General features: G+C 40.7%; 19 protein-coding genes. 3 read left to right on the top strand and 16 right to left on the bottom strand.

Translation table 11 applies throughout. The annotated features are described in order from the left end of the window. Position 1: 1 nt before the first annotated feature. The gene (gene trhO, locus GR929_RS01560) at positions 2 to 1,054 is read right to left on the bottom strand and encodes an oxygen-dependent tRNA uridine(34) hydroxylase TrhO (protein ID WP_159517151.1); all 1,053 of its coding nucleotides are present in this window, start codon (positions 1,052 to 1,054) and stop codon (positions 2 to 4) included. 636 nt (positions 1,055 to 1,690) lie between these two features. Further along, positions 1,691 to 3,928, bottom strand: coding sequence for a catalase/peroxidase HPI (gene katG, locus GR929_RS01555; RefSeq protein WP_159517150.1), 2,238 nt, complete (start codon positions 3,926 to 3,928; stop codon positions 1,691 to 1,693). A gap of 353 nt (positions 3,929 to 4,281) precedes the next feature. Here katG and GR929_RS01550 point away from each other — a divergent pair, with 353 nt between their 5' ends. Further along, entirely contained in the window at positions 4,282 to 4,554 is a 273-nt protein-coding gene (locus tag GR929_RS01550) for a DUF493 family protein (protein ID WP_159517149.1), read from the top strand. Between the two features lie 84 nt (positions 4,555 to 4,638). On the opposite strand, the gene GR929_RS01545 is transcribed toward GR929_RS01550, so the two are convergent. The 8 genes from GR929_RS01545 to GR929_RS01510 all read right to left on the bottom strand — a co-directional run bounded on the left by GR929_RS01545 (position 4,639) and on the right by GR929_RS01510 (position 12,319). Beyond that, on the bottom strand, positions 4,639 to 5,757 hold the full coding sequence (locus GR929_RS01545; protein ID WP_159517148.1) for an ABC transporter permease: 1,119 nt from the start codon (positions 5,755 to 5,757) through the stop codon (positions 4,639 to 4,641). Positions 5,758 to 5,838: 81 nt separating this feature from the next. Next, complete coding sequence (locus tag GR929_RS01540; protein ID WP_159517147.1) at positions 5,839 to 6,945, bottom strand: ABC transporter permease; 1,107 nt, start codon at positions 6,943 to 6,945, stop codon at positions 5,839 to 5,841. 85 nt (positions 6,946 to 7,030) lie between these two features. Beyond that, complete coding sequence (locus tag GR929_RS01535; protein ID WP_235934010.1) at positions 7,031 to 7,837, bottom strand: ABC transporter ATP-binding protein; 807 nt, start codon at positions 7,835 to 7,837, stop codon at positions 7,031 to 7,033. A 120-nt stretch (positions 7,838 to 7,957) separates the two neighbouring features. Further along, positions 7,958 to 8,872 carry an ABC transporter ATP-binding protein gene (locus tag GR929_RS01530; protein WP_159517146.1) on the bottom strand — a complete coding sequence of 305 codons (915 nt, stop codon included), beginning with the start codon at positions 8,870 to 8,872 and terminating at the stop codon, positions 7,958 to 7,960. Positions 8,873 to 9,086: 214 nt separating this feature from the next. After that, the gene (locus tag GR929_RS01525; RefSeq protein WP_201300874.1) at positions 9,087 to 9,341 is read right to left on the bottom strand and encodes a four helix bundle protein; all 255 of its coding nucleotides are present in this window, start codon (positions 9,339 to 9,341) and stop codon (positions 9,087 to 9,089) included. A gap of 91 nt (positions 9,342 to 9,432) precedes the next feature. Then, positions 9,433 to 10,311 carry an HlyD family secretion protein gene (locus tag GR929_RS01520; protein WP_159517145.1) on the bottom strand — a complete coding sequence of 293 codons (879 nt, stop codon included), beginning with the start codon at positions 10,309 to 10,311 and terminating at the stop codon, positions 9,433 to 9,435. Positions 10,312 to 10,415: 104 nt separating this feature from the next. Next, complete coding sequence (locus GR929_RS01515; RefSeq protein ID WP_159517144.1) at positions 10,416 to 11,696, bottom strand: TolC family protein; 1,281 nt, start codon at positions 11,694 to 11,696, stop codon at positions 10,416 to 10,418. An 11-nt stretch (positions 11,697 to 11,707) separates the two neighbouring features. Continuing rightward, positions 11,708 to 12,319, bottom strand: coding sequence for a TetR/AcrR family transcriptional regulator (locus tag GR929_RS01510; RefSeq protein WP_159517143.1), 612 nt, complete (start codon positions 12,317 to 12,319; stop codon positions 11,708 to 11,710). Between the two features lie 230 nt (positions 12,320 to 12,549). Between GR929_RS01510 and GR929_RS01505 the strand changes: the two genes are divergently transcribed. After that, entirely contained in the window at positions 12,550 to 13,353 is an 804-nt protein-coding gene (locus tag GR929_RS01505; protein ID WP_235934006.1) for a 3-keto-disaccharide hydrolase, read from the top strand. A 71-nt stretch (positions 13,354 to 13,424) separates the two neighbouring features. Further along, entirely contained in the window at positions 13,425 to 13,856 is a 432-nt protein-coding gene (locus GR929_RS01500; protein ID WP_159517142.1) for an SRPBCC family protein, read from the top strand. A gap of 8 nt (positions 13,857 to 13,864) precedes the next feature. On the opposite strand, the gene GR929_RS01495 is transcribed toward GR929_RS01500, so the two are convergent. The 6 genes from GR929_RS01495 to GR929_RS01470 all read right to left on the bottom strand — a co-directional run bounded on the left by GR929_RS01495 (position 13,865) and on the right by GR929_RS01470 (position 20,790). Beyond that, entirely contained in the window at positions 13,865 to 14,767 is a 903-nt protein-coding gene (locus tag GR929_RS01495; protein ID WP_159517141.1) for a DMT family transporter, read from the bottom strand. 42 nt (positions 14,768 to 14,809) lie between these two features. Further along, positions 14,810 to 16,084 carry a M16 family metallopeptidase gene (locus tag GR929_RS01490; RefSeq protein ID WP_159517140.1) on the bottom strand — a complete coding sequence of 425 codons (1,275 nt, stop codon included), beginning with the start codon at positions 16,082 to 16,084 and terminating at the stop codon, positions 14,810 to 14,812. Continuing rightward, entirely contained in the window at positions 16,081 to 17,319 is a 1,239-nt protein-coding gene (locus GR929_RS01485) for a M16 family metallopeptidase (protein WP_159517139.1), read from the bottom strand. Before GR929_RS01485 ends, GR929_RS01490 begins: the two co-directional genes overlap by 4 nt. 32 nt (positions 17,320 to 17,351) lie before the next feature. Continuing rightward, positions 17,352 to 18,308, bottom strand: coding sequence for an NAD(P)H-dependent flavin oxidoreductase (locus tag GR929_RS01480; protein WP_159517138.1), 957 nt, complete (start codon positions 18,306 to 18,308; stop codon positions 17,352 to 17,354). Between the two features lie 218 nt (positions 18,309 to 18,526). Then, entirely contained in the window at positions 18,527 to 20,077 is a 1,551-nt protein-coding gene (locus GR929_RS01475) for an MFS transporter (protein WP_159517137.1), read from the bottom strand. A 44-nt stretch (positions 20,078 to 20,121) separates the two neighbouring features. After that, entirely contained in the window at positions 20,122 to 20,790 is a 669-nt protein-coding gene (locus GR929_RS01470) for a bifunctional 4-hydroxy-2-oxoglutarate aldolase/2-dehydro-3-deoxy-phosphogluconate aldolase (RefSeq protein WP_159517136.1), read from the bottom strand. Positions 20,791 to 20,813: the final 23 nt, after the last annotated feature.

Genomic DNA, 20,813 nt, shown 5'->3' with positions numbered 1-20,813 from the left:
CTTAAACTTCTAATTCCCGTTTATCAATATTCAGTTTGTTGTCTATTCCCTTTCTGAAACTTTTCCGGTTGCCAAATTTACGCTTGAAATCCTGAATATACAACAGGCGATCTTCCTCGGGCGCATGGAGTACCGTTTTGCATTCAGCGGTACAGCATCCATCGTATTGTTCAGCGCACTCGTTACATTGAATAAAAAGAATGTGACATAAATCGTTCGCACAATTAGTATGTGTATCACATCGTCGTCCGCACTGGTGGCAGTTCGAAATAACTTCGCCGTTAACTGTTTCGCCCAACCGCTGGTCGAAAACGAAATTTTTCCCAACAAATTTAGAGTCCAATTTCAATTGCTTAATCTGTTGTGCGTATTCAATAATGCCTCCATGCAGTTGGTTGACATCCATAAATCCGTGATGCTTCAAATAAGCACTGGCTTTTTCGCAACGTATTCCCCCGGTACAATAAAGTAGGATTTTACGGTCCTTCTGATCTTTCAGATCATCAACCACCATTTCAATTTCTTCGCGAAAAGTATCAGCTTCAGGACAAATGGCGCCTTTGAAATGACCGATTTCACTTTCATAGTGGTTGCGCATATCAATCACCAAGGTTTCAGGGATATCAACCAAATCGTGAAATTCTCTTGCTGATAAGTGATTGCCAACGTTGGTTACATCAAAAGCATTATCATTTAATCCATCGGCAACAATTTTAGGACGTACTTTTATTGTTAGTTTGTAAAATGATTTGCCATCATCTTCAATAGCATATTTGATTGGCATATCTTTTAATTCCGGCATTTCATCCAGTTGTTTCAGAAAGGTTGCCAGATTCTGCTCTGGAACACTCATTTGAGCATTTATGCCTTCTCGTGCAACATAGATTCGGCCAAAACAATTTAATTCAAACCACTTTTGGTAAAGAGAATCTCGAAACTCATTGGGCTCATCCAGATTTACATATCGGTAGAAGGATATTGTTTTACGCTTAAAAGTCTCAGCCATGAGATTTTTCTTTAATTCATCCTTGCTCAATCGGTTGTACAACTGCATCGTAATATTTTTGTGCAAAGATAAAAAATAACAAATAATAAGAATAGAAGATGTCAATATCTTCATAAAAGATAGTAGATTACGAAATGCAACTATCAAATTGAAGGATTTTCGAATAAAATCCCATCAAATTCGAACATATTCTATAACATATCTTGATTTTCTATATACTGATTAACAATTATTTACATTTATAAAAAAGCGGTGTTATTTCTATTCATTAAGATTTTTTAAGGTTTTTTTAATATTGGATGGAAATATGCACTATATTAGCAGTGCTTTTGAAAAACAAACGCTTTATAATGAAATAATTATCGATACCTTTTCTCTTTTTAAACCAATATTTATTTTCTGGTCTAACTAAACTAAATTATGGACAACGGGTTATCACGACGGTGATAACCCTTTTTTTTGTATAAATATTCACCTTATCCGGTTCCTGAAAAAGCCTCTTTTGTTGTCAAACTTAAAAGTCAGTGAAATTCAACAGGCTCGATCCACGGAAACTACCAGATAACAAGCACAGACATATTCTGATTGATGAATAATTGAACTTCGCCCAATGCTGTATTAAACTACCTCGCAGCAAAATTGACGAGTTAGTTTGTTTGCTAGTCTATTCTGATAATATTGAATTCAGTCCAAATCAAATCGATCCAGGTTCATCACCTTGTCCCACGCTGCAACAAAGTCATTCACGAACTTCTCCTGAGCGTCTGCACAAGCGTAGACTTCAGCAAGCGCCCTTAGCTCCGCATTCGATCCAAAAATAAGGTCAACACGAGTTCCGGTCCACTTAACTTCACCAGATGAGCGATCATGACCTTCAAACAAGTCTTCCTCTTTCGAAATTGCTTTCCACTTTGTACTTAAATCGAGTAGATTCACAAAAAAATCATTGGAGAGTGCTTCATGCTCTTTGGTGAATACGCCGTGATTAGACCGATCGGAATTGGTATTCAGCACACGCATACCTCCAACGAGAACGGTCATCTCAGGTGCAGTTAGTGTGAGTAACTGTGCCCGGTCAACCAGCATTTCTTCTGCTGCTACCGTATACTTTTTCTTCAGATAATTGCGAAAACCATCAGCTTCCGGCTCAAGGTAAGTGAAGCCTTCCACATCTGTTTGCTCCTGCGAGGCATCAGTGCGTCCAGGTGTAAAAGGTACTTTCACATCATGACCAGCATTCATAGCAGCCTTTTCAACACCGGCGCATCCTGCCAGTACGATCAAGTCGGCTAGTGACACTTTCTTATCATCAGACTGTGCGTTGTTAAAATCTTTTTGGAGCGCTTCGAGTTTTCCGAGCACTTGGGCCAGTTCTTCCGGATTGTTTACCTCCCAATCTTTTTGAGGTGCCAACCGAATCCGTGCACCATTAGCTCCTCCACGTTTATCAGAACCTCGGAATGTTGATGCTGAAGCCCAAGCAGTAGATACCAGCTGGGAAACTGACAATCCAGAATCCAAAACCTTACGCTTCAATTCCCCGATATCCTGATCATCAATCAACTCATGTGTAACCGCTGGAACCGGATCTTGCCAAATCAATTCTTCTTTTGGCACTTCAGGTCCAAGGTAGCGACTAAGCGGCCCCATATCACGGTGAGTAAGCTTAAACCAAGCCTTTGAGAAGGCTTCCGCAAATTCATCCGGATTTTCATAGAAGTGACGCGAAATCTTTTCATATTCAGGATCGAATCGCAAGGAAAGGTCAGTTGTCAGCATACTCGGCTGGATACGTTTTTCGGGATCGTGGGCATGAGGAACGCTACCAGCACCGGCTTGCCCTCTGGGTTTCCATTGGTTAGCGCCAGCTGGGCTTTTGGTCAGCTCCCACTCATAATCAAACAAATTCTCGAAAAAGTTATTGCTCCACTTCGTAGGCGACTTAGTCCAGGTAACTTCCAATCCACTACCAATCGTATCTCCTCCTTTGCCGGTTCCATAAGAATTTTTCCAGCCCAAGCCTTGCTCTTCAATACTTGCACCTGCTGGTTCCGGACCGACATACTTGTCTGGATCAGCTGCGCCGTGAGTCTTTCCAAAAGTATGTCCGCCGGCGATTAGAGCAACTGTTTCATAATCATTCATTGCCATGCGCCCGAATGTCTCCCGAATATCTTTGGCTGCAGCTATTGGATCAGGATTTCCATCAGGACCTTCCGGATTTACATAAATCAACCCCATTTGAACAGCTGCCAGCGGATTTTCCAAATCACGATCGTCTTTGTAACGTTTATCAGCTAGCCACTCTCCTTCCGACCCCCAATATATATCTTGCTCCGGCTCCCAAATATCATCTCGACCTCCGCCAAAACCAAAGGTTTTATGTCCCATAGAGTCCAACGCACAATTACCGGCAAGGATCATCAGGTCAGCCCAGGAGATCTTTCTGCCATATTTTTGTTTGATTGGCCAGAGCAACAGACGAGCCTTATCCAGGTTTACATTATCAGGCCAACTGTTCAGCGGTGCAAATCGCTGCGAACCAGAACCGCCTCCTCCGCGTCCATCGGCAACGCGATAAGTACCAGCACTATGCCAAGCCATTCGAATAAAAAATGGACCGTAATGTCCAAAGTCTGCCGGCCACCAGTCTTGTGAGTCAGTCATTAAATCGTAAAGATCTTCCTTAACGGCTTTCAAGTCAAGCGACTTAAATTCCTCAGCGTAGTTAAATGCTTCTCCCATCGGGTCAGATAAAGAAGAATGCTGACGCAGAATATTTAAATTTAATTGTTTTGGCCACCAATCACTATTTGAATGGCCACCACCCGCACCATGTTGTGCACTATGCCCTGTGAACGGACATTTTCCCTCTTTATTGGTATCGTAAACTGAGGAGCTTGAATGTTTCTTATTTTCCATGTATAGTTATTTTATCAGGTTAGGATTTGATGTATTTTATAGATACTATTTATGCATTCATTTGACCATGTCTATTTGTGAATGAGTTATCAGTTGTAGTGACAGACAATTTTTCACCCCTTTTTCAATGAATTATTACAAAACCTATTAAAACCCATTTCTAAAATTCTAACGTATAATAGTGCTGAATTGTTGGTTTGTCTTATTGATTCGTTAATTCTGATATTTTCAGCTTGTAATAGGATTTTTTAAAACGTAGAATATTTTTTCTGATTAGCTTTGCGCACATAAAGGGATACTTATCCCAGAAACAATCGCAATTTTGATGCGTTACTAGTAGTTGAAGGATTTTTATGAAAATAGATAAGTTTAAGAATTTACGTTACCGGCTCATGGAGACCGAGACATGGCCATTGAAATACATGTTTAAGTTCATTACACCAAACAATGGCGGCAAAGTAGACGAGATTACAGCTCTATTGCCCGACAATGGGGAAATAACCTATAAACACACGGCCAACTTAAAGCATGTTTCCATTACCTGCATTGCCGAAATGGAAAATGCAGATCAAATCATACAGATTACCGAAAAGGTTAATGAAATTGAAGGGGTCATTATTTTATAGTGGATAGTTTGATTGCCTCTGCCAATAAAAACTAGCAACAATAAACGGTCTACAGATCACTAAAAGACAAAATCCAAAAATTCGTCAGCTTGTTTTCCGGTAGCGCCAAATCGCCAAACTCAGGAATGAGATTCCGATTACAGTAAGCGAAAAAAATTCTTGAATCAGGTCGCCAAAACCAGAACCTTTGAGGGAAACCATGCGCATGATGCGGATAAAATAATAGATCGGGTTGATCCGATTGAGTTGCTGTGCCCAATGTGGCATACTTTCAACTGGTGTAAATACTCCCCCCATCAAAATAAAAACCATCATAAAAAAGAAGGTAATAAACATGACCTGTTGTTGGGTTTCGGTTACGGTAGAAATAAACAGCCCAAGTCCGAGTACTCCAACAAGGTAAAGAGCTCCAAAACCGAACAGCAATACCAAACTTCCTTCAATCGGTAAATTGAAAACCACCCGGGCAATCACCAAGCCAAAAGCCAGATCGAGCAGTGCAATAACGAGGAAAGGCAACAACTTACCAACCATGAATTGCCATTTTTTGATTGGCGTAACATTCAACTGCTCAATGGTTCCCATCTCCTTCTCACGCACCAAGTTCATTCCCGACAGGAACATGCCAATAATCGTGACCAATATCGAAAGAATTCCGGGAGCCATGTACCATTTGTAATCCAGCTCGGGATTAAACCAGTAGCTATCGGAAAATTCAACACGCATGGGCGGGTTAAATTCGGGCAGGCTTTTCCATTTCATAATAACTTCCTTGTTGTAGCCCGAAATAATACTGCGGGTGTACTGATAAATCAGCGAAGCCTTATTCCCGTCAATTGCATTAATTAATAATTGTACACCAACTTTGTCATCCCGAACCAGTGAACGCTCAAAATCAGGTGGTATAACAAGAATAAAATCCGATTCTTCCTTTTTGAGTTGATTCATGCCATCTTCCAGATCGAATGATGCATCATGAATATTAAAGAAAGGCGATGCCTCGAAATGGTTAACCAATCCGCGACTTGCATCTGACAGATCCTGATCGACCACATAAACATCAACGTTCTTCAGATCGTAGGTTGCGGCAAACACCAGCACCAACATCTGCATCAATGGCAGCATGATAATCATCCGTAACATGGTTTTGTTCCGCAAAACCTGAATGAATTCTTTCTGAAGGATATATTTTATTGTTCTCATTTGATCGTCTCAAGTTTTAGTTTCAGTTGTCAAAGCAGTTTCAGTTATAGCTAACTGAGACTGTGACTACAACTGAATACGCTATTCTAATCTCGTTTTAAATTTCTTAACCGCAATAGTAACAAACAGTAGTGCCATAAAAACCAGTACCAGTGTTTCTTTCCACACATATGCCATACCCACGCCTTTCAGCATAATATTTCGCAGGATAACGATAAACCAACGTGGCGGAATGATGTGCGAAACCACTTGCAAAGGCAGCGGCATATTCTCGATGGAAAAAATAAAGCCCGACAGCAAGATAGTCGGCAACATCAAGGCGATGACAGAAATAAACATAGCCACCATTTGTGTTTTCGACAACGACGAAATCATGATTCCTAAACACAGTGCCATCAGGATAAACAGGACACTTTCACCCATCAGTAAAACCCAGCTCCCCTTTATTGGCACTCCAAAAATGAAATGCCCAATCCCCAAAATCAAAACGGCATTGATAATCGACAACAGCAGATAAGGTGTTACTTTTCCAAGGATAATCTGAACCGGGCGTAGTGGCGATACCAGCAAAATCTCCATGGTACCGAGTTCTTTTTCGCGGGTGATAGAGATAGAGGTCATCATGGCTGAGATCAACATCAGGATCATGGCCATAATACCCGGTACAAACATGTAAACAGATTGTAAATTTTCATTGTAAACCATCCGTACTTCCGGCTCAACTTGCATAGGAAGGTGCAAATCGCCCATTTCCTTAAAAATATAATCGTTGATAATTCCCGTGGTGTACGAAGTCAACATTTTTGCCAGGTTTGGATCCGAAGCATCGGCAATAATCTGAATATCAGCCTTTCCTTCCCGCTTCAGCTTGCGACTGAAATCACGACCAAATACCAGAACTTCCTTCACTCTTCCCTTTTTGAGAATGGCTTCAATATCGTTGGTCGTTTGTAAGTTCCGGTCGAGCAAGAAATAACCTGATGACAACAACTTGGAGGTGATTTCCTGCGTCATCTCATCTTTCGACTGGTCGTAAATAGCGATACGCGCATCTTTTATCTCGTTGGTAATCACCGTTCCAAACAACATCAATTGAATGATCGGTATTCCGAATAGGATAATCATTGTCCGCCTATCGCGAAAAATGTGAAAGAATTCTTTTTTAACAAACCCGAGGAAGCGATCCATAATTTTAACTTTTTATATCTTTCCTTTTAAAATAATTAACCACAGAGTCACACGAAGTTTATCACAGTGCAACTCTGTGGTTAAATCAATCGGTTCGAGTCGCTGAACGAGCCAATTGTAAAAACACCCCGTTCATATTGTCTGCACCGAACTGTTTTTTCAAGACGTCTGGAGTATCCAACGCAGCAATCCGACCATCCACCATAATTGAAACCCGACTACAATATTCTGCTTCATCCATATAGTGTGTGGTTACAAAAATGGTTTTCCCTTCGGCAGCGGCTTCGTAAATCAAGTCCCAGAATTGGCGGCGGGTAATTGGGTCGACACCACCCGTTGGCTCATCGAGAAAAATAATCTTTGGATCATGGAGCAGCGCAATTGAAAAAGCTAATTTCTGCTTCCAACCCAATGGCAGGGAAGCAATCAGTTTATCTCGTACCGATTCCAGATTTAGTTTCTGAAGCATCACTTGTTCTTTTTCTTTGCGTTGCCTGACCGAGAGCCCATAAATGCCGGCATAAAATCGAATATTTTCTGCGACAGTCATGTCCTCGTACAACGAAAATTTCTGGCTCATATAGCCAATGTTTCGTTTGATGAGCTCAGCTTGTTTATAAACATCGTAACCACTAACCATCAATTCTCCCGATGTGGGGCTACTCAACCCGCAAAGAATGCGCATCGCAGTCGTCTTTCCGGCACCATTGGCTCCCAGAAACCCAAAGATCTCTCCTTTAAACACATCGAAAGTCAGGTGGTCATTCGCAACAAAGTTTCCAAACTTTTTGACTAAGTTTTTAACTGATATGACAGGAGTGCGCTCTGCGGACAAGTTTTCAGTCGCAGTCATAGTATCCGGTTCGCTATTCTCAATTTTTCCTTGTTTCATCAATCTTCTCCTTTACAACCAAATTTTGCGGAATGTTGAATCTATACCTGAACGCCTTTTTATAAACCAATAATTCATTGACATCCGTAGGTAAACTTTTAACACTGTTTACTGAGCTGTTCAATACGACCGATCCCCGCTCATCAACGCCATAAAAACATCTTCGATGCCGGGTGCAATTTCGTGTACCTGCAGGTTATTATGCTTTTTATGCATCAGATATTGCTCCAACTCCACAGCTTCCATCTCATCATCTTTGGGAGTCACGTGAGCAAACTGTCCGAAGGCATACGCCGAGTCAATCTTCTCCCAATGACGCAAGTCCTCGATTAATCGGTGCATTTCGTCGGAGCGGGCAGCCAATAAGGTACTTGAGTAATTTTCGACAATTCTCGCAGGGGTATCGATGCTCAACACCTCACCTTCCTGCATCAGCGCCACGCGATCGCAAAGGCCTGCTTCATCCATATAAGGAGTAGAAACCAGAATTGTGATTCCCTGCTTCTGAAGTTTTTTCAGCATGTCCCAGAACTCTTTGCGCGACACAGCATCAACTCCGGTAGTTGGCTCATCCAAAACCAAAATTTCTGGTTTATGAATCAAAGCACACGACAGTGCCAGTTTTTGTTTCATTCCTCCAGAAAGCTTTCCGGCCAGTCGATTTTTGAAAGGCTCAATCTGAACGTAAATATCCCGAATGAGCTCGTAGTTCTCTTCAATCGTTGTTCCGAACACCGTTGCAAAAAACGAGAGGTTCTCCTCCACAGTCAAATCCTGATACAGCGAAAAACGCCCGGGCATGTAGCCCACCAGTTGACGGATCCTTTTGTAATCTTTAACGACATCCAGTCCATTCATTTCCGCCTGTCCTTCATCCTGAATTAACAAAGTCATCAGAATTCGCATCAAGGTCGTCTTCCCTGCTCCATCCGGACCGATCAGCCCAAACAACTCGCCATCATTTACCTCTAGTGAGATGCCTTGTAGAGCTTGGGTATTGTTATAAGACTTGCATATGTTGGTTATTTTAATCATCGCTCTATTATTTTAAGTTTTCAGTCGCAATCACAGTTTTTAGAGTTTCGTTCAATTCAAGTTGACAGTTGTCAAGACAGATTACTGTAATTATTTAACCCGGTAGACCTGAGCCAAATTTACCAGGATTGCTAATCATGTGGTTAATCAGCTTTCCAATTTCAATGCATTTTTCATGAAGTAGTTGGTGTTGATTTTCAATCAAATCCCCACATCATTTCGCGAAATCCAGCCAAACGTCAGTCTCACTATTTTCTCCATCAGAATCAGTCAACTTGGCAATAAAATGGTTAGAGTAAATTCGTTTGCGATACGCTTCAGCAAGATTGGCACAAGTTGAGCGAGATGACCTGCGAATTTGATCTGTTAGAGAATACTTTTCCTCTTTTAGAAGCGACTTTGATATCTTAAAAATCTCCATCGCTAACTGAAAAGCTTTTTGATAAGCTGGTAATTTTTTAAAATCCATAGTCTTTATATTTAACTTGTCCTTTATTATTCCGCTTAACTGTTCACTGTAACTGTGACTGTGACTGTGACTGAAAACTATTCACTGATCACTAAAAGTTCACTTCTCCAGGCATCCCAATTTTTAGTCGGCCATCGTTTTTCACCTGAACTTTCACGGCATAAACTAATTTCACCCGCTCTTCTTTGGTTTGAATGATTTTTGGAGTAAACTCAGCTTCTGATGAAATCCAGGATACCTTCCCTGTTAATGACTGATTTTCGGTTTTATCTTTATCAATCAACACCTCTACTTGCTGCCCGAGTTTGATGTTTGGCAATTGTGCGCCACTAACGAAAACTCTCAAATCGAGCATTGACAAATCCCCCAATTTCACAAGAGCTTTCCCCGGTGCAGCCAACTCGCCCAATTCCAGATATTTTTCAAGAACCACTCCATCCATCAAGCTAGAAATAAAACATTTACCTAATTTATCTTTTGCAATAGCCAGCTGAGCTTCCAGTACATCCAATTCGCTGTTTATCGATACAAACTGGCTTTGAATACTTGCCATTTGCTTTTCCAAAATCCGCACCTTCCCATCAAGATCATCTACCTGCTGCTGTGTAGCTGCTTTACCGGCAAACATCTGATGTATCCGTTCCTGTTCAGTCTTCAACGTTTCAATCTGTTCTTTTTGCACGTCAACCTGAGCATTCAAAGTCACCTTTTTACTGGCTACAGCTTTCTTCTGAGCTTTCAGTTGTTTGATTTGCAGACTCAGCTGCGTGGTATCCACCAAGGCCAACAGTTGCCCTTGTTTTACCTCATCTCCCAGCTCTAGATCAAAATTGATAAGCTTTCCGGCAATTTCTGACGAAATAATGACTTCCTCGATTTCGAAATTTCCAAAAGCATCCGATTGATCATCGTTTCCGTTACACGACATTAACGCAATTAATGCCAATATGAATAAGTATTGAAGTTTCATCTCATAAAAGTTTTTAGTTTTCAATTGCATTCGACTGAACTCACGATGAATTTTAATATACTTGTTTGCGAACTATGCATCTTAAAATTCATGTTCGTTTCATATTATCTGTTTCTATTGTTATTCCCTTTAATTGTTTGGTAATTGATTTTCGCTGCTTCCACTTGTATTTTATGCGTTTCTAAAGTGATTCGGGCAGCTATTTCTGCATTCAAGTCCTGGATATAATCTGATGATGTTATTGTTCCGTTTTCGAGCTTTGAGGCAGAACTTTGCGTAATGCGTTCCTGCAGTTCAATGAGCTCCCGATCACTTTTAAGAATACTCTCTAATTGTTTGATCTTGCGATATTCGCCATCTAATGCAACATTTATATTACGCTCAAATTGTTGCTGTTGTGTATTTACCAACTGCTGTTGCAACTGGATAACTTCTCGTTCACGATTCGTATTTTTCCAATCAAACACCGTCCAGTTCAGGCCAACACCAACTAAGCCATAAGCACCAAAATCATTATTAAGCATGTTTAATCCCGGTCGCCCGTAACCTGCTTGTCCGAAACCAAATAACTTGGGATTGCGTTTTTTTTGAAGCAAATCGGATGATGCAGCCAATAAATCCGTTTGCGTTTCAAACAGCTTCAGTTCCGGTCGATGCAAGTCATTATCAGGAGTAAATTCAACGGTTTCAATCGTAAGATTTTGTAAATCATCCAACGGTTTTCCCGTTAAAATTGATAGGGTTGAAAGTACCGTTTCACGATTTGACTGCAATTCGATTTGCTGCTGCTTTACTTTGATTTGTTCAGCCAAAATCTGGTCTAACTCAGAAGCCAACAACATACCCTGTTCCACAGCAGTTTCCATTTGGCTTTTACGCGAATCCAGCGTTTCTTGCTTTTTGAGCAGCAACTCCAGGTTTTGCTGAATCAGGAAGCTGGTAAAGAACAAACGATTGACTTGCTCTTTTACTTTATAGAGCTCCACTTCAACCCCTTGAAGATTCGATTCTTCCTTCGCATGTTCCAAAATTTCATTCGCTTTAGTTAAACCGCCATCCCAAATCGTCTGCTTCACATCAAGGTACATTTTATACTGATCTTTCGAAATCTCCGGAATGTTCATATTGGGTAAAGAAATACCTATTTTTGTCACCTCTGATTGATATGTTGCTTGTGCTTTCAGATCAATTTGTGGCAAATAATTGGTTGCATTGTTTTCTAATTTCAATGCCGACATTTTTTGGTAAATCTCCTGTTGCTTCAACAACGGATGATAATCTCTCGCCCACCGCTGACATTGCTCGATGGTCACAGGTTCCTGTGCCAATAGTAATTGAGCCGGCAATAAAAAACAAAGTAAAATAACTAATTTCCTAATTCTCATGACACACCTGTTTATTGTGGTTGAATAGCTCTTATTATAAATGTCTTTACCTCAAATCTGCGCTGTTCTAAAAACCCATTCAGCAAATCATCTCGACCGTTCAAGGCTACATTTTTAATCATCGGCCTCGCTGCAAAGGGAAAAACACACATCCCAAGCACATTTACCACCAAATGCTCCGGCTTCATTTGAATGATTTCTCCGCGATCCATTGCATCCTGGATTTCTTTTAATATTGGTTGAATCGCAAAATGCTGCTTTTCTATGAATTTAAATAGAACGGATCCTTCCCGATTCATTTCCTTAATTAAAAATGCCGGCAGCTGTTGATGTTTCAACAAGAGGGTCATGTAAATATCAATGACTTGCTCAACCCGCTCTAAAAAGGGAAGATCAGAAAAGAGAACCTTTCCGATTTGCGGAAACGCGAAGTTCAGAATCTTGGTTAGTATCGCGTCAAATAACTTATCCTTACTTCGAAAATAGTAATGCAATAATGCCTTGTTGATACTTGCTTTATCTGCAATTTCCTGCATTCGTGCTCCTTCCATTCCTTTTACCATAAAGATGTCAGTCGCTGCGTCTAAAATTCTTTCTTCCGTATTATCTTTTTGTTTATTCATTTAATCTTTCGGTTTAACTATTTGGTTAAATCAGTTGGTAAAAATATGGCAACCTAAACCAATATCCAAATAAATCAACCAAAAAATTTAACCAATTGGTTAATGTCGAATCTATTCTCGATGATTAGGCAAATAATAGAGAGAAAAAAATGTTAATTCTAATAACGCACACATAGAATTATTCAATTTCGAAAAAAACACTAATTTAACAGGCCACGAAAACACTTATTATGAAAAACGTTCAATTCAAACTAAAAATCTTCGCGATGTCCTTTATCGCTATTCTGCTGTTTTGTTCTTTTCACCCCAAAGAAGAAAAGGGATGGATTCAACTTTTCAATGGAGAAAATTTAAATGACTGGCAAGTAAAAATAACAAAGCATGAGTTAGGAGAAAATTACAAACATACGTTTCGGGTTGAAAATGGCCTGCTGAAGGTTAGATACGATGAGTACGAAACCTTTGATGGCGAATTTGGGCATCTATTTTACAAGCACAATTTTTCGCATTATAAAATGCGTGTTGAGTATCGGTTTGTTGGTAAACAGGCTCCTGGAGGACCACAATGGGCCAATAGAAACAGTGGAATCATGATACACGGACAAAGTCCTGAAAGCATGGGAAAAGACCAGCAATTTCCCATTTGCATCGAAGTTCAACTACTTGGAGGCACTAAAACAGAAGAGCGATCAAACTTAAACCTTTGTACTCCCGGAACCAATGTCGTAATGGACAAAAAACTCGTATTGGATCACTGCATTAGTTCGAATTCAAAAACCTACCTGGATAATCAGTGGGTTACGGCCGAAATAGAAGTCAGAGGTGACTCAATCGTCAAGCATATTATTGATGGTAAAGTTGTGATGCAGTACACGAAACCTCAGCTCGACGAACGCGATCCAAGCTACCAAAAACTGTTACCTCCTGATGGAAATAATTTATTGAAAAACGGCTCAATCTCCTTGCAAGGCGAAAGCCATCCTATTGATTTCAGAAAAGTAGAATTGCTAAACTTAGGAGATGATTGTAACTGAATAACCCGATACAAAACAAGCTCAAAACAACGTTGTTAAATAATAGTCGTTAATATTGAAAAGGGATCGAAATGAATATTGAAGTCAACAAAAAAGCACCGGCATTTCACGAAGCAGAACTACTCGTTCATGCGTCGGCATATAAAGTCTACAAAGTATTATCGTCAATCAATGACTGGCCAACCTGGCAAAGCGAGGTTTCCAAGGCTTCGATAGATGGGCGGGCTGCTGCCGGTAAAAAGTTTGTTTGGAAAGCTGGAGGCTTGAAAATCAAATCGGAAATCCACACGGCTAATTCCCCTTCGGAACTTGGATGGACAGGCAAAATAATGTGGATAAAAGCTGTTCATAACTGGCAACTAAAACCGGAAAGAGAATCAACGTTAGTGGTTGTTCAAGAAAGCATGGAAGGCTTTTTAGCAGGAATGCTGCAAAAGACTTTAGCCGATGGGTTGGCAAAAAACCTGTACGAGCTGAAACTAGAAGCTGAAAAAGAAGATTAACTGCAAAATCAAATTGGCTTGGCATTTTCGCGTTCCAATCTTGCGCCTTTTCGGTTCGAATAATTCAAAAGCAACAAAGACGACGCAATGACCGACATACCTGCAATAGAAACCAAATCGGGGGATTCGTCGGGTATGATCATCCAACTTAAGATTGCACCGGCTACCGGAACTAAAAACTTCCAGGTATTCAGAACCGAGACTTTGACTCCCGGGCGTTGCAACAAACCAAACCAAATGGTAAAAGCAGCTGCCGATAAGAAGCTCAACCACGCCAAAGCAATAAAATACTCGGGGGCAAATGATTTTACGCCGTAACCTTCAACTGGAATTGAAATAATGATCAACCCAATTCCACCAAAAAACAGCGACGATGAACTTAAAACAATTGGAGCTAACCGTGCCGGTTTTTTAGCAACCAAGACATTCGAGAAACCAGAAACAAAATTATTAGCCAAAAGTAATGCAATTCCCAACAGGCTTATTTTTATTCCAGAAGGCAATTCGCTTCGTCCAAGACTGATGATTGCTACACCCACAACTCCCAACAAAATGCTCATGGTTTTCAGCCAATTCATTTTATCATTCTGGAAACTAAAGTGTGAAACCACCGAGATAAATAACGGCGAAGAGCCTATAATTAGTGCTGCTATAGAAGCGGGGAGCAAGTTAATTCCCGAATAAAAAAACATGTATTGAATAACCGTTTGAAGCAATCCGATCAGGGAAATAAACCGCCAATGCTCCTTAATCTGTGCTACGTAATTACGGTAATTGTTGAAAAAGAAAAACAGCATCAAACCGGAAAGTGTAAACCGAACTCCTGCAAACTGAAATGGCGTGTGATATTGCAAACCGATTTTCACGCCGACAAAAGCCGAAGACCACAACAAACAAGCTACGATAGCCAAAAAAATAGTATTTGAAAAAAGGTTCTTCACGAATCGTTGTTATTAAGCGCCTGCAATTACGGTGTAAAAATCGTCCTCGTCGAAATATTTTTGTGCTAGCAACTGCAAATCTTCCGGTTTAATAGCTCTCAAAAGCTGATAATACTGCTCGTAAAATTCGTAGCCCAAACCAAAATCATTCACAGCTCTGAAAGACTGAGCCTGTGCAAACGGTCCATCAAAATCGCGAACAAATTCGCCCAATAAATATTGGCAAACCCGACTCAACTCAGCTTCAGGGATTAATTCTTCGCGAAGCTTTTTCAGTTCCAGGAATATTTCTGTAACCGTCGCCTCCACATATTTTTTATCCGTTTCGGTAGCAATTACAAAATAGCCGGCTTCATTCAAACTCATCACCGAAGAACCAATTCCATAAGTATAGCCTTTTTCCTCGCGAATATTCATCATGAGCCGAGAGCTGAAATATCCGCCCAAAACAGTATTCAAAACCTGTAACCCGATATAATCCGGATGATCCTTTTTTACCATCAAACGCCCAACCCGAATTGCTGATTGAATGGCGTCATTTTTAACCACACGAAGTTGCTTTTCCTGTAATTGTTGAATCGTTCTTTTTTGTTGAAGCTGCTTCACTCCTCTCCAATTCAAATCACCAAAATGCTTATTTAGAAGTTTCAGCAAACTGACATCCATATTTCCAGAAGCCATAATCTGACAATTCTCGGCATGATAAGATCTCTGGTAGAAATCCGCCAAATCAGAACATGTCAAACGGTCAAAATCATCAGCAGAAACAGTATGTGAATAGGGATGACTCTTACCAAACAACACTTCAGAAAACTTCTTTTGGCAAAGTACTTTTACCTTCTCATTTTCTAGCAAAAAGCGTTGCTTTCTTCGTTTCGCCAACGTTTCAAATTCATTTGCATCAAACGATGGTCGCTTGATTAAATCTTCGACAATGGGCAACAAATAAGGCAAATGCTTATTCAGGCTGATCAAGCTAATTGTTCCCAAATGATGATCGGCAACAAACTGAATGTAGGCTCCTCTAAAATCGAAGATTTCAGCAATTTGTGCCCCTGAATAATTCGCACTTCCCTCTTGCAACATAGCATTTGTAAGTACGGCTTGCAAGGGCTTATCTTCGTTCCAAAGGCCAGCCTCAAAAATAAACTCTAAGCGGGTTACTTCCTGCGTTCCGGCCTGAAGAAAATGCACTGGAATATCATTATTAAGCTGCGAAGATACGGGCTTAATAATGATCGGTTTCTTTGTTTCGTAAATGGTTGGTTGTATCGTACGATCTATCATTTTTTTGCTAGATAATTGAGTTGTGAGCAATTGGATTCTGAAAAGATCTTCTGGGCAGTTATCATCAAGTCGGCACTGGCCACCGAACGATAAATATCAATTTGCTCGTTAATTCGTTCAGCCCGATCAATGTTTTCAAAATTTGCCAGTTCCTGAGCCATATGCAGGTAATTCATCTGGGAATAAACTAAATTGGCCTCCAACTTATTTTTCACTTTTTCAAGCTCAATAGTTGGCACCAACTCTTGTTGCATATTTTCCAATTCGGTCCAAACTGCTTTTTTCGCTTGCTCAATCGTAACGCCTTTAGCTAACTTACCAGAAACAATGAACAAGCCCGGATCGTGATCTCCAGAAAGATAAGCATCAAGTTCAATAAATAATTTTTGCTCTTTGATTAATCGCTGATACATGCGCGAGCTGTTTCCGTTGGACAGCACATCTGAGATCAAATCGCAAATATAATATTCGCGCTGAGTCCTGCCAGCCATATGAAAGGCCATATACAAAGCAGTGTCCGGCACGTCTCGTTCAACAGTCATTTCCCGGAAATTTGCTTGTTCCGGCTCCAATGGAATGGCCGCCTTTTTTACATTTCGGCTCGGAATTGAGCCAAACCACTTGTTCGCCAAATGCAGACATTCCTCACGATCCACATTTCCACTTAAAATCAAAGCGGCATTATCGGGCGCATAAAAGCGATAGAAGAAATCTTCAACTTCTTGCAGACTGGCATCTTCAATGTGGCTAATATCTTTTCCGATGGTTTGCCACTGATAAGGATGAACTTTGTAAGCCAATTCGCGTAGTAATGGCCAAACATCACCATACGGTTGATTGAGATTGCGTTGCTTAAACTCTTCGATCACCACGTTTTTCTGAATATCAAGCTTTTCCTGAGAAAAATCCAGTTCCAACATGCGGTCTGATTCCAACCAAAAGCCAATCTCTAAATTTTCTTTAGGGACTGTCAAATAGTAATTCGTCAAATCATTCGTTGTATAGGCATTATTCTCGCCTCCTGCTTGCTGCAAAGCATCGTCGTAATTCGGAATATTTTTAGTGCCACCAAACATGAGGTGCTCAAACAAGTGAGCAAATCCCGTTCGTTCCGGAGATTCATTTTTAGCTCCAACATGATAACACACATCCAGCGCAACCATTGGTGTTGAGTAATCTGGATAAATAATTAACTGCAGCCCATTTTCAAGCTGTTCGCGGTAAAATTTTACCATATAAATTAACTCGTATTTTTTTGAATTGATTTTTAAAAATTGAAGCTCGCACCTTCAACAAGTTCTTTTCGTACTTGTTCATATTCGGCAATCAAGCGGGTCATCACATCTGCGGCCGATGGAATATCTTCAAATTGTGCTACAACCTGCCCTATTTCGAGCTCACCTTGCTCCAGGTCGCCTTCAAACATTCCCCGTTTTGCACGTCCTTTGCCAAGTAAAGTCTTAAGCTCGCTGGCATCGGCACCTCGCAACTCGGCTTCAGCAACCTGCTTGAAAAACTCATTTTTGATCAGTCGAACAGGCGCCAGTTTTTTAAGCGATAGTTTTGTCGCCCCTTCGCCCAGTTCGGCAACTAACTTTTTAAAGTTATCGTGAGCCGACGACTCCTGAGTCAGGGCGAACCGACTTCCAACCTGAACTCCATCTGCTCCAAGTGCCATCGCTGCTAACATCGCTTTACCACTGCCAATACCTCCGGCGGCCATTACGGGTAGTGAAGTTGCTTTTCGCACCGACGGGATTAGAGTCATGGTGGTTGTTTCCTCGCGACCATTATGTCCGCCAGCTTCAAATCCTTCGGCTACAACAGCATCAACACCGGCCTCTTCGCACTTTTTTGCGAAGTACGAACTGGCGATAACGTGAGCTACAATTATGCCTTGTTCCTTCAAAAATCCGGTCCATTTTTTTGGACTTCCTGCCGAGGTGAAAACGATAGGTACTTTCTCCGCAACAATGATTCTGATAATCTCATCGACCTGCGGATATAACAGAGGAACATTTACCCCGAAAGGCTTATTGGTGGCTTTTTTGATCTTCTGAATGTGTTCTAATAATGCTTCTGGGTGCATTGAACCGGAACCAATCAATCCAAGTCCACCGTTATTACTGACAGCCGCTGCCAGTTTCCATCCACTGCACCAAACCATTCCACCAGATATAACAGGATATTTTATCCCGAACAGTTCTGTAATTCTATTTCGCATACCTAACTCTACCTTCAATATATCGTAAACCAACGACTTGTTTTTTGAAGGTGCAAAGGTAACAGAAATCCTCTTGATAACTTTTTTTTGCAACCCTATTTCGGCGACGGACAAGCACAAAACAAAAAGAGAGCAACTACAAGTAGCCACTCTCTTTCTATTCTTATAAACTTTGCAAGCTTTTATTAAGAACCTTTCAAAATTTTATAAATTTAGAACTAATCCAAATCTGTAATAGGTTTGTATTTTGGTACCAAAGATTTCATTACGACCCAGCCAATGAGGTAAGCAATAGCACATATTCCGAAAATAATAAAATAACCAGCTTCAATACCCACATATCCGAGGAAGTTCATTGGTTCTCTGACAAATTGAGAACCACTCTCAAATAAATCTCTGGTCATTGGTACTTCCAGATCGAGCACCATAGTTGATCCTCTCGAAAAGTCGAATAATAAACCCGAACCTTTATTGATTAATACTGATCCTAAACCACCAGCTAACCCTCCAATACCAGTAACTGTTGCTACTGCGGCCTTAGGAAACATATCACTCACGGTGGTAAAGATATTTGCAGACCACGCTTGGTGTGCAGCACCTGCTATACCAATAATAATAACCGGGAACCAGTATGTTAAGTGTCCCAACGGCTGCGCAAATACAGCTAACAATGGGAAAAAGGCAAAAATCAACATTGCTTTCATTCGGCCTGCGTAAGGATGCATTCCTTTGTTTTCGACAAAATAAGTGGGTAACCAACCACCAATAATTGAAAATAGTGTAATTGCATATAGAACAAACAGTGCTAATTGTGCTGCCGTATCAGAGGTTTCCATTCCATATACCGAGCTCAAGTATGCCGGAGTCCAAAACAAATAGAACCACCACACACCATCAGTCATGAATTTACCAAAAGCAAAAGCCCATGTTTGTCTGTATTTCAACAGTTTAATCATGCTCATCTTCTTACCTTTAGCAGCAATCTCTTCATCTGTTTTTCCTGCATCCGGATCATCATCATCCAGGTTAATATAATTCAACTCAGCTTTATTCACTTTAGGATGCTTATCCGGCTTAGCATAACCAAACTGCCACCATCCCATCCAAATAAAACCGAGACCACCAATCACAATGAAAGCAGCTTCCCATCCAAAATGTTTCGCCAATAATGGGATCGTAACAGGCGCAGCTAACGCACCGACTGTTGCTCCAGCGTTAAAAATAGATGTCGCATAAGCACGGTCCTTTTTGGGGAAATATTCAGCAGTTGTCTTAATCGCTGCAGGGAAGTTACCTGCCTCTCCGATTGCCAATACTAAACGAGCGAAAATAAAGAGTACAACACTCACATTTAATACTCTCGCAATATCACCAGTTGTATTAATAAATTGTTCAATGTGTTCACGCGCTTCTCCAAAGCCTACCAACCAATGGCCAGAAACTATTCCGGAGGTAGCAATACCACAAAATGCGTGTAAAACAGCTCCAACCGACCAAACGCCGATGGCCCACATATATCCTTTTTTGGTATCTAACCAATCGACAAATCGACCTGCAAACAAAAGGCCAATAGCATAGAATGCAGAGAACCATGCAGTGATTGTTCCATAATCATTGTCTGTCCAGTGGAACTCCGGAGCAATAAAATCTTTCCAGGTTAGCGATAGTACCTGGCGGTCTAAGTAGTTTACAGTAGTTGCCATAAACAACATAGCCACAATTGTCCACCGGTATTTGGACACTTTCTCTGTAACTTGATTTAACGACATAATAAAAAACTTTTATTTATTGGTTTAATTAATTTCCAGCCAACTTAGCGTAATTTTTCCACGATACTAAGAGCTTCTTTACATTTCGTCGAAATATAGGAAAAATCTTTTTTTGCCAGCACATCTTTAGGAAATAACTGTGATCCCATTCCTACACAATGCACACCAGCTTTGAACCAGCTAGTCAGGTTTTCTTCATCCGGAGAAACCCCTCCAGTAGGCATGATGCTTGCATATGGCATTGGTCCCATTACTCCTTTTACAAAGTCAGGTCCGCCAACCGAAGAACCAGGGAATATTTTTACGACTTCGCAACCGAGCTCGTGTGCTCGACCAATTTCAGTTACTGATCCACAACCTGGACTCCAGGCAATTTTACGTTTGTTACAAACTTTCGCCATTCCTTCGTCAATCAACGGAGAAACAATAAAGTTTGCACCAATAGAAATATATAATGCGGTAGTTGCCTCATCGATAATTGAACCAACTCCCATGATCATATCAGGGCATTCTTTAGCCGACCATTTTGTTAATTCACCAAAAACCTCAGCAGCAAAATCACCACGGTTTGTAAATTCGAATACCCGAATTCCACCATCGTAACACGCTTTAATAACTTGTTTACACAATTCAACATCAGCGTGATAAAATACTGGGACAATACCCGTTTCTTTCATCACTTGCGCTACTTGTATTCTCGAAAATCTAGCCATTTTTTTATCTCTGTATTAAAAAG

The sequence above is a fragment of the Sunxiuqinia indica genome, assembly GCF_009847015.1.
GTDB classification, from domain to species: domain Bacteria; phylum Bacteroidota; class Bacteroidia; order Bacteroidales; family Prolixibacteraceae; genus Sunxiuqinia; species Sunxiuqinia indica.
The sequence above is the reverse complement of the archived record's forward strand: the minus strand, read 5'-3'. Positions and strand labels throughout refer to the sequence as shown.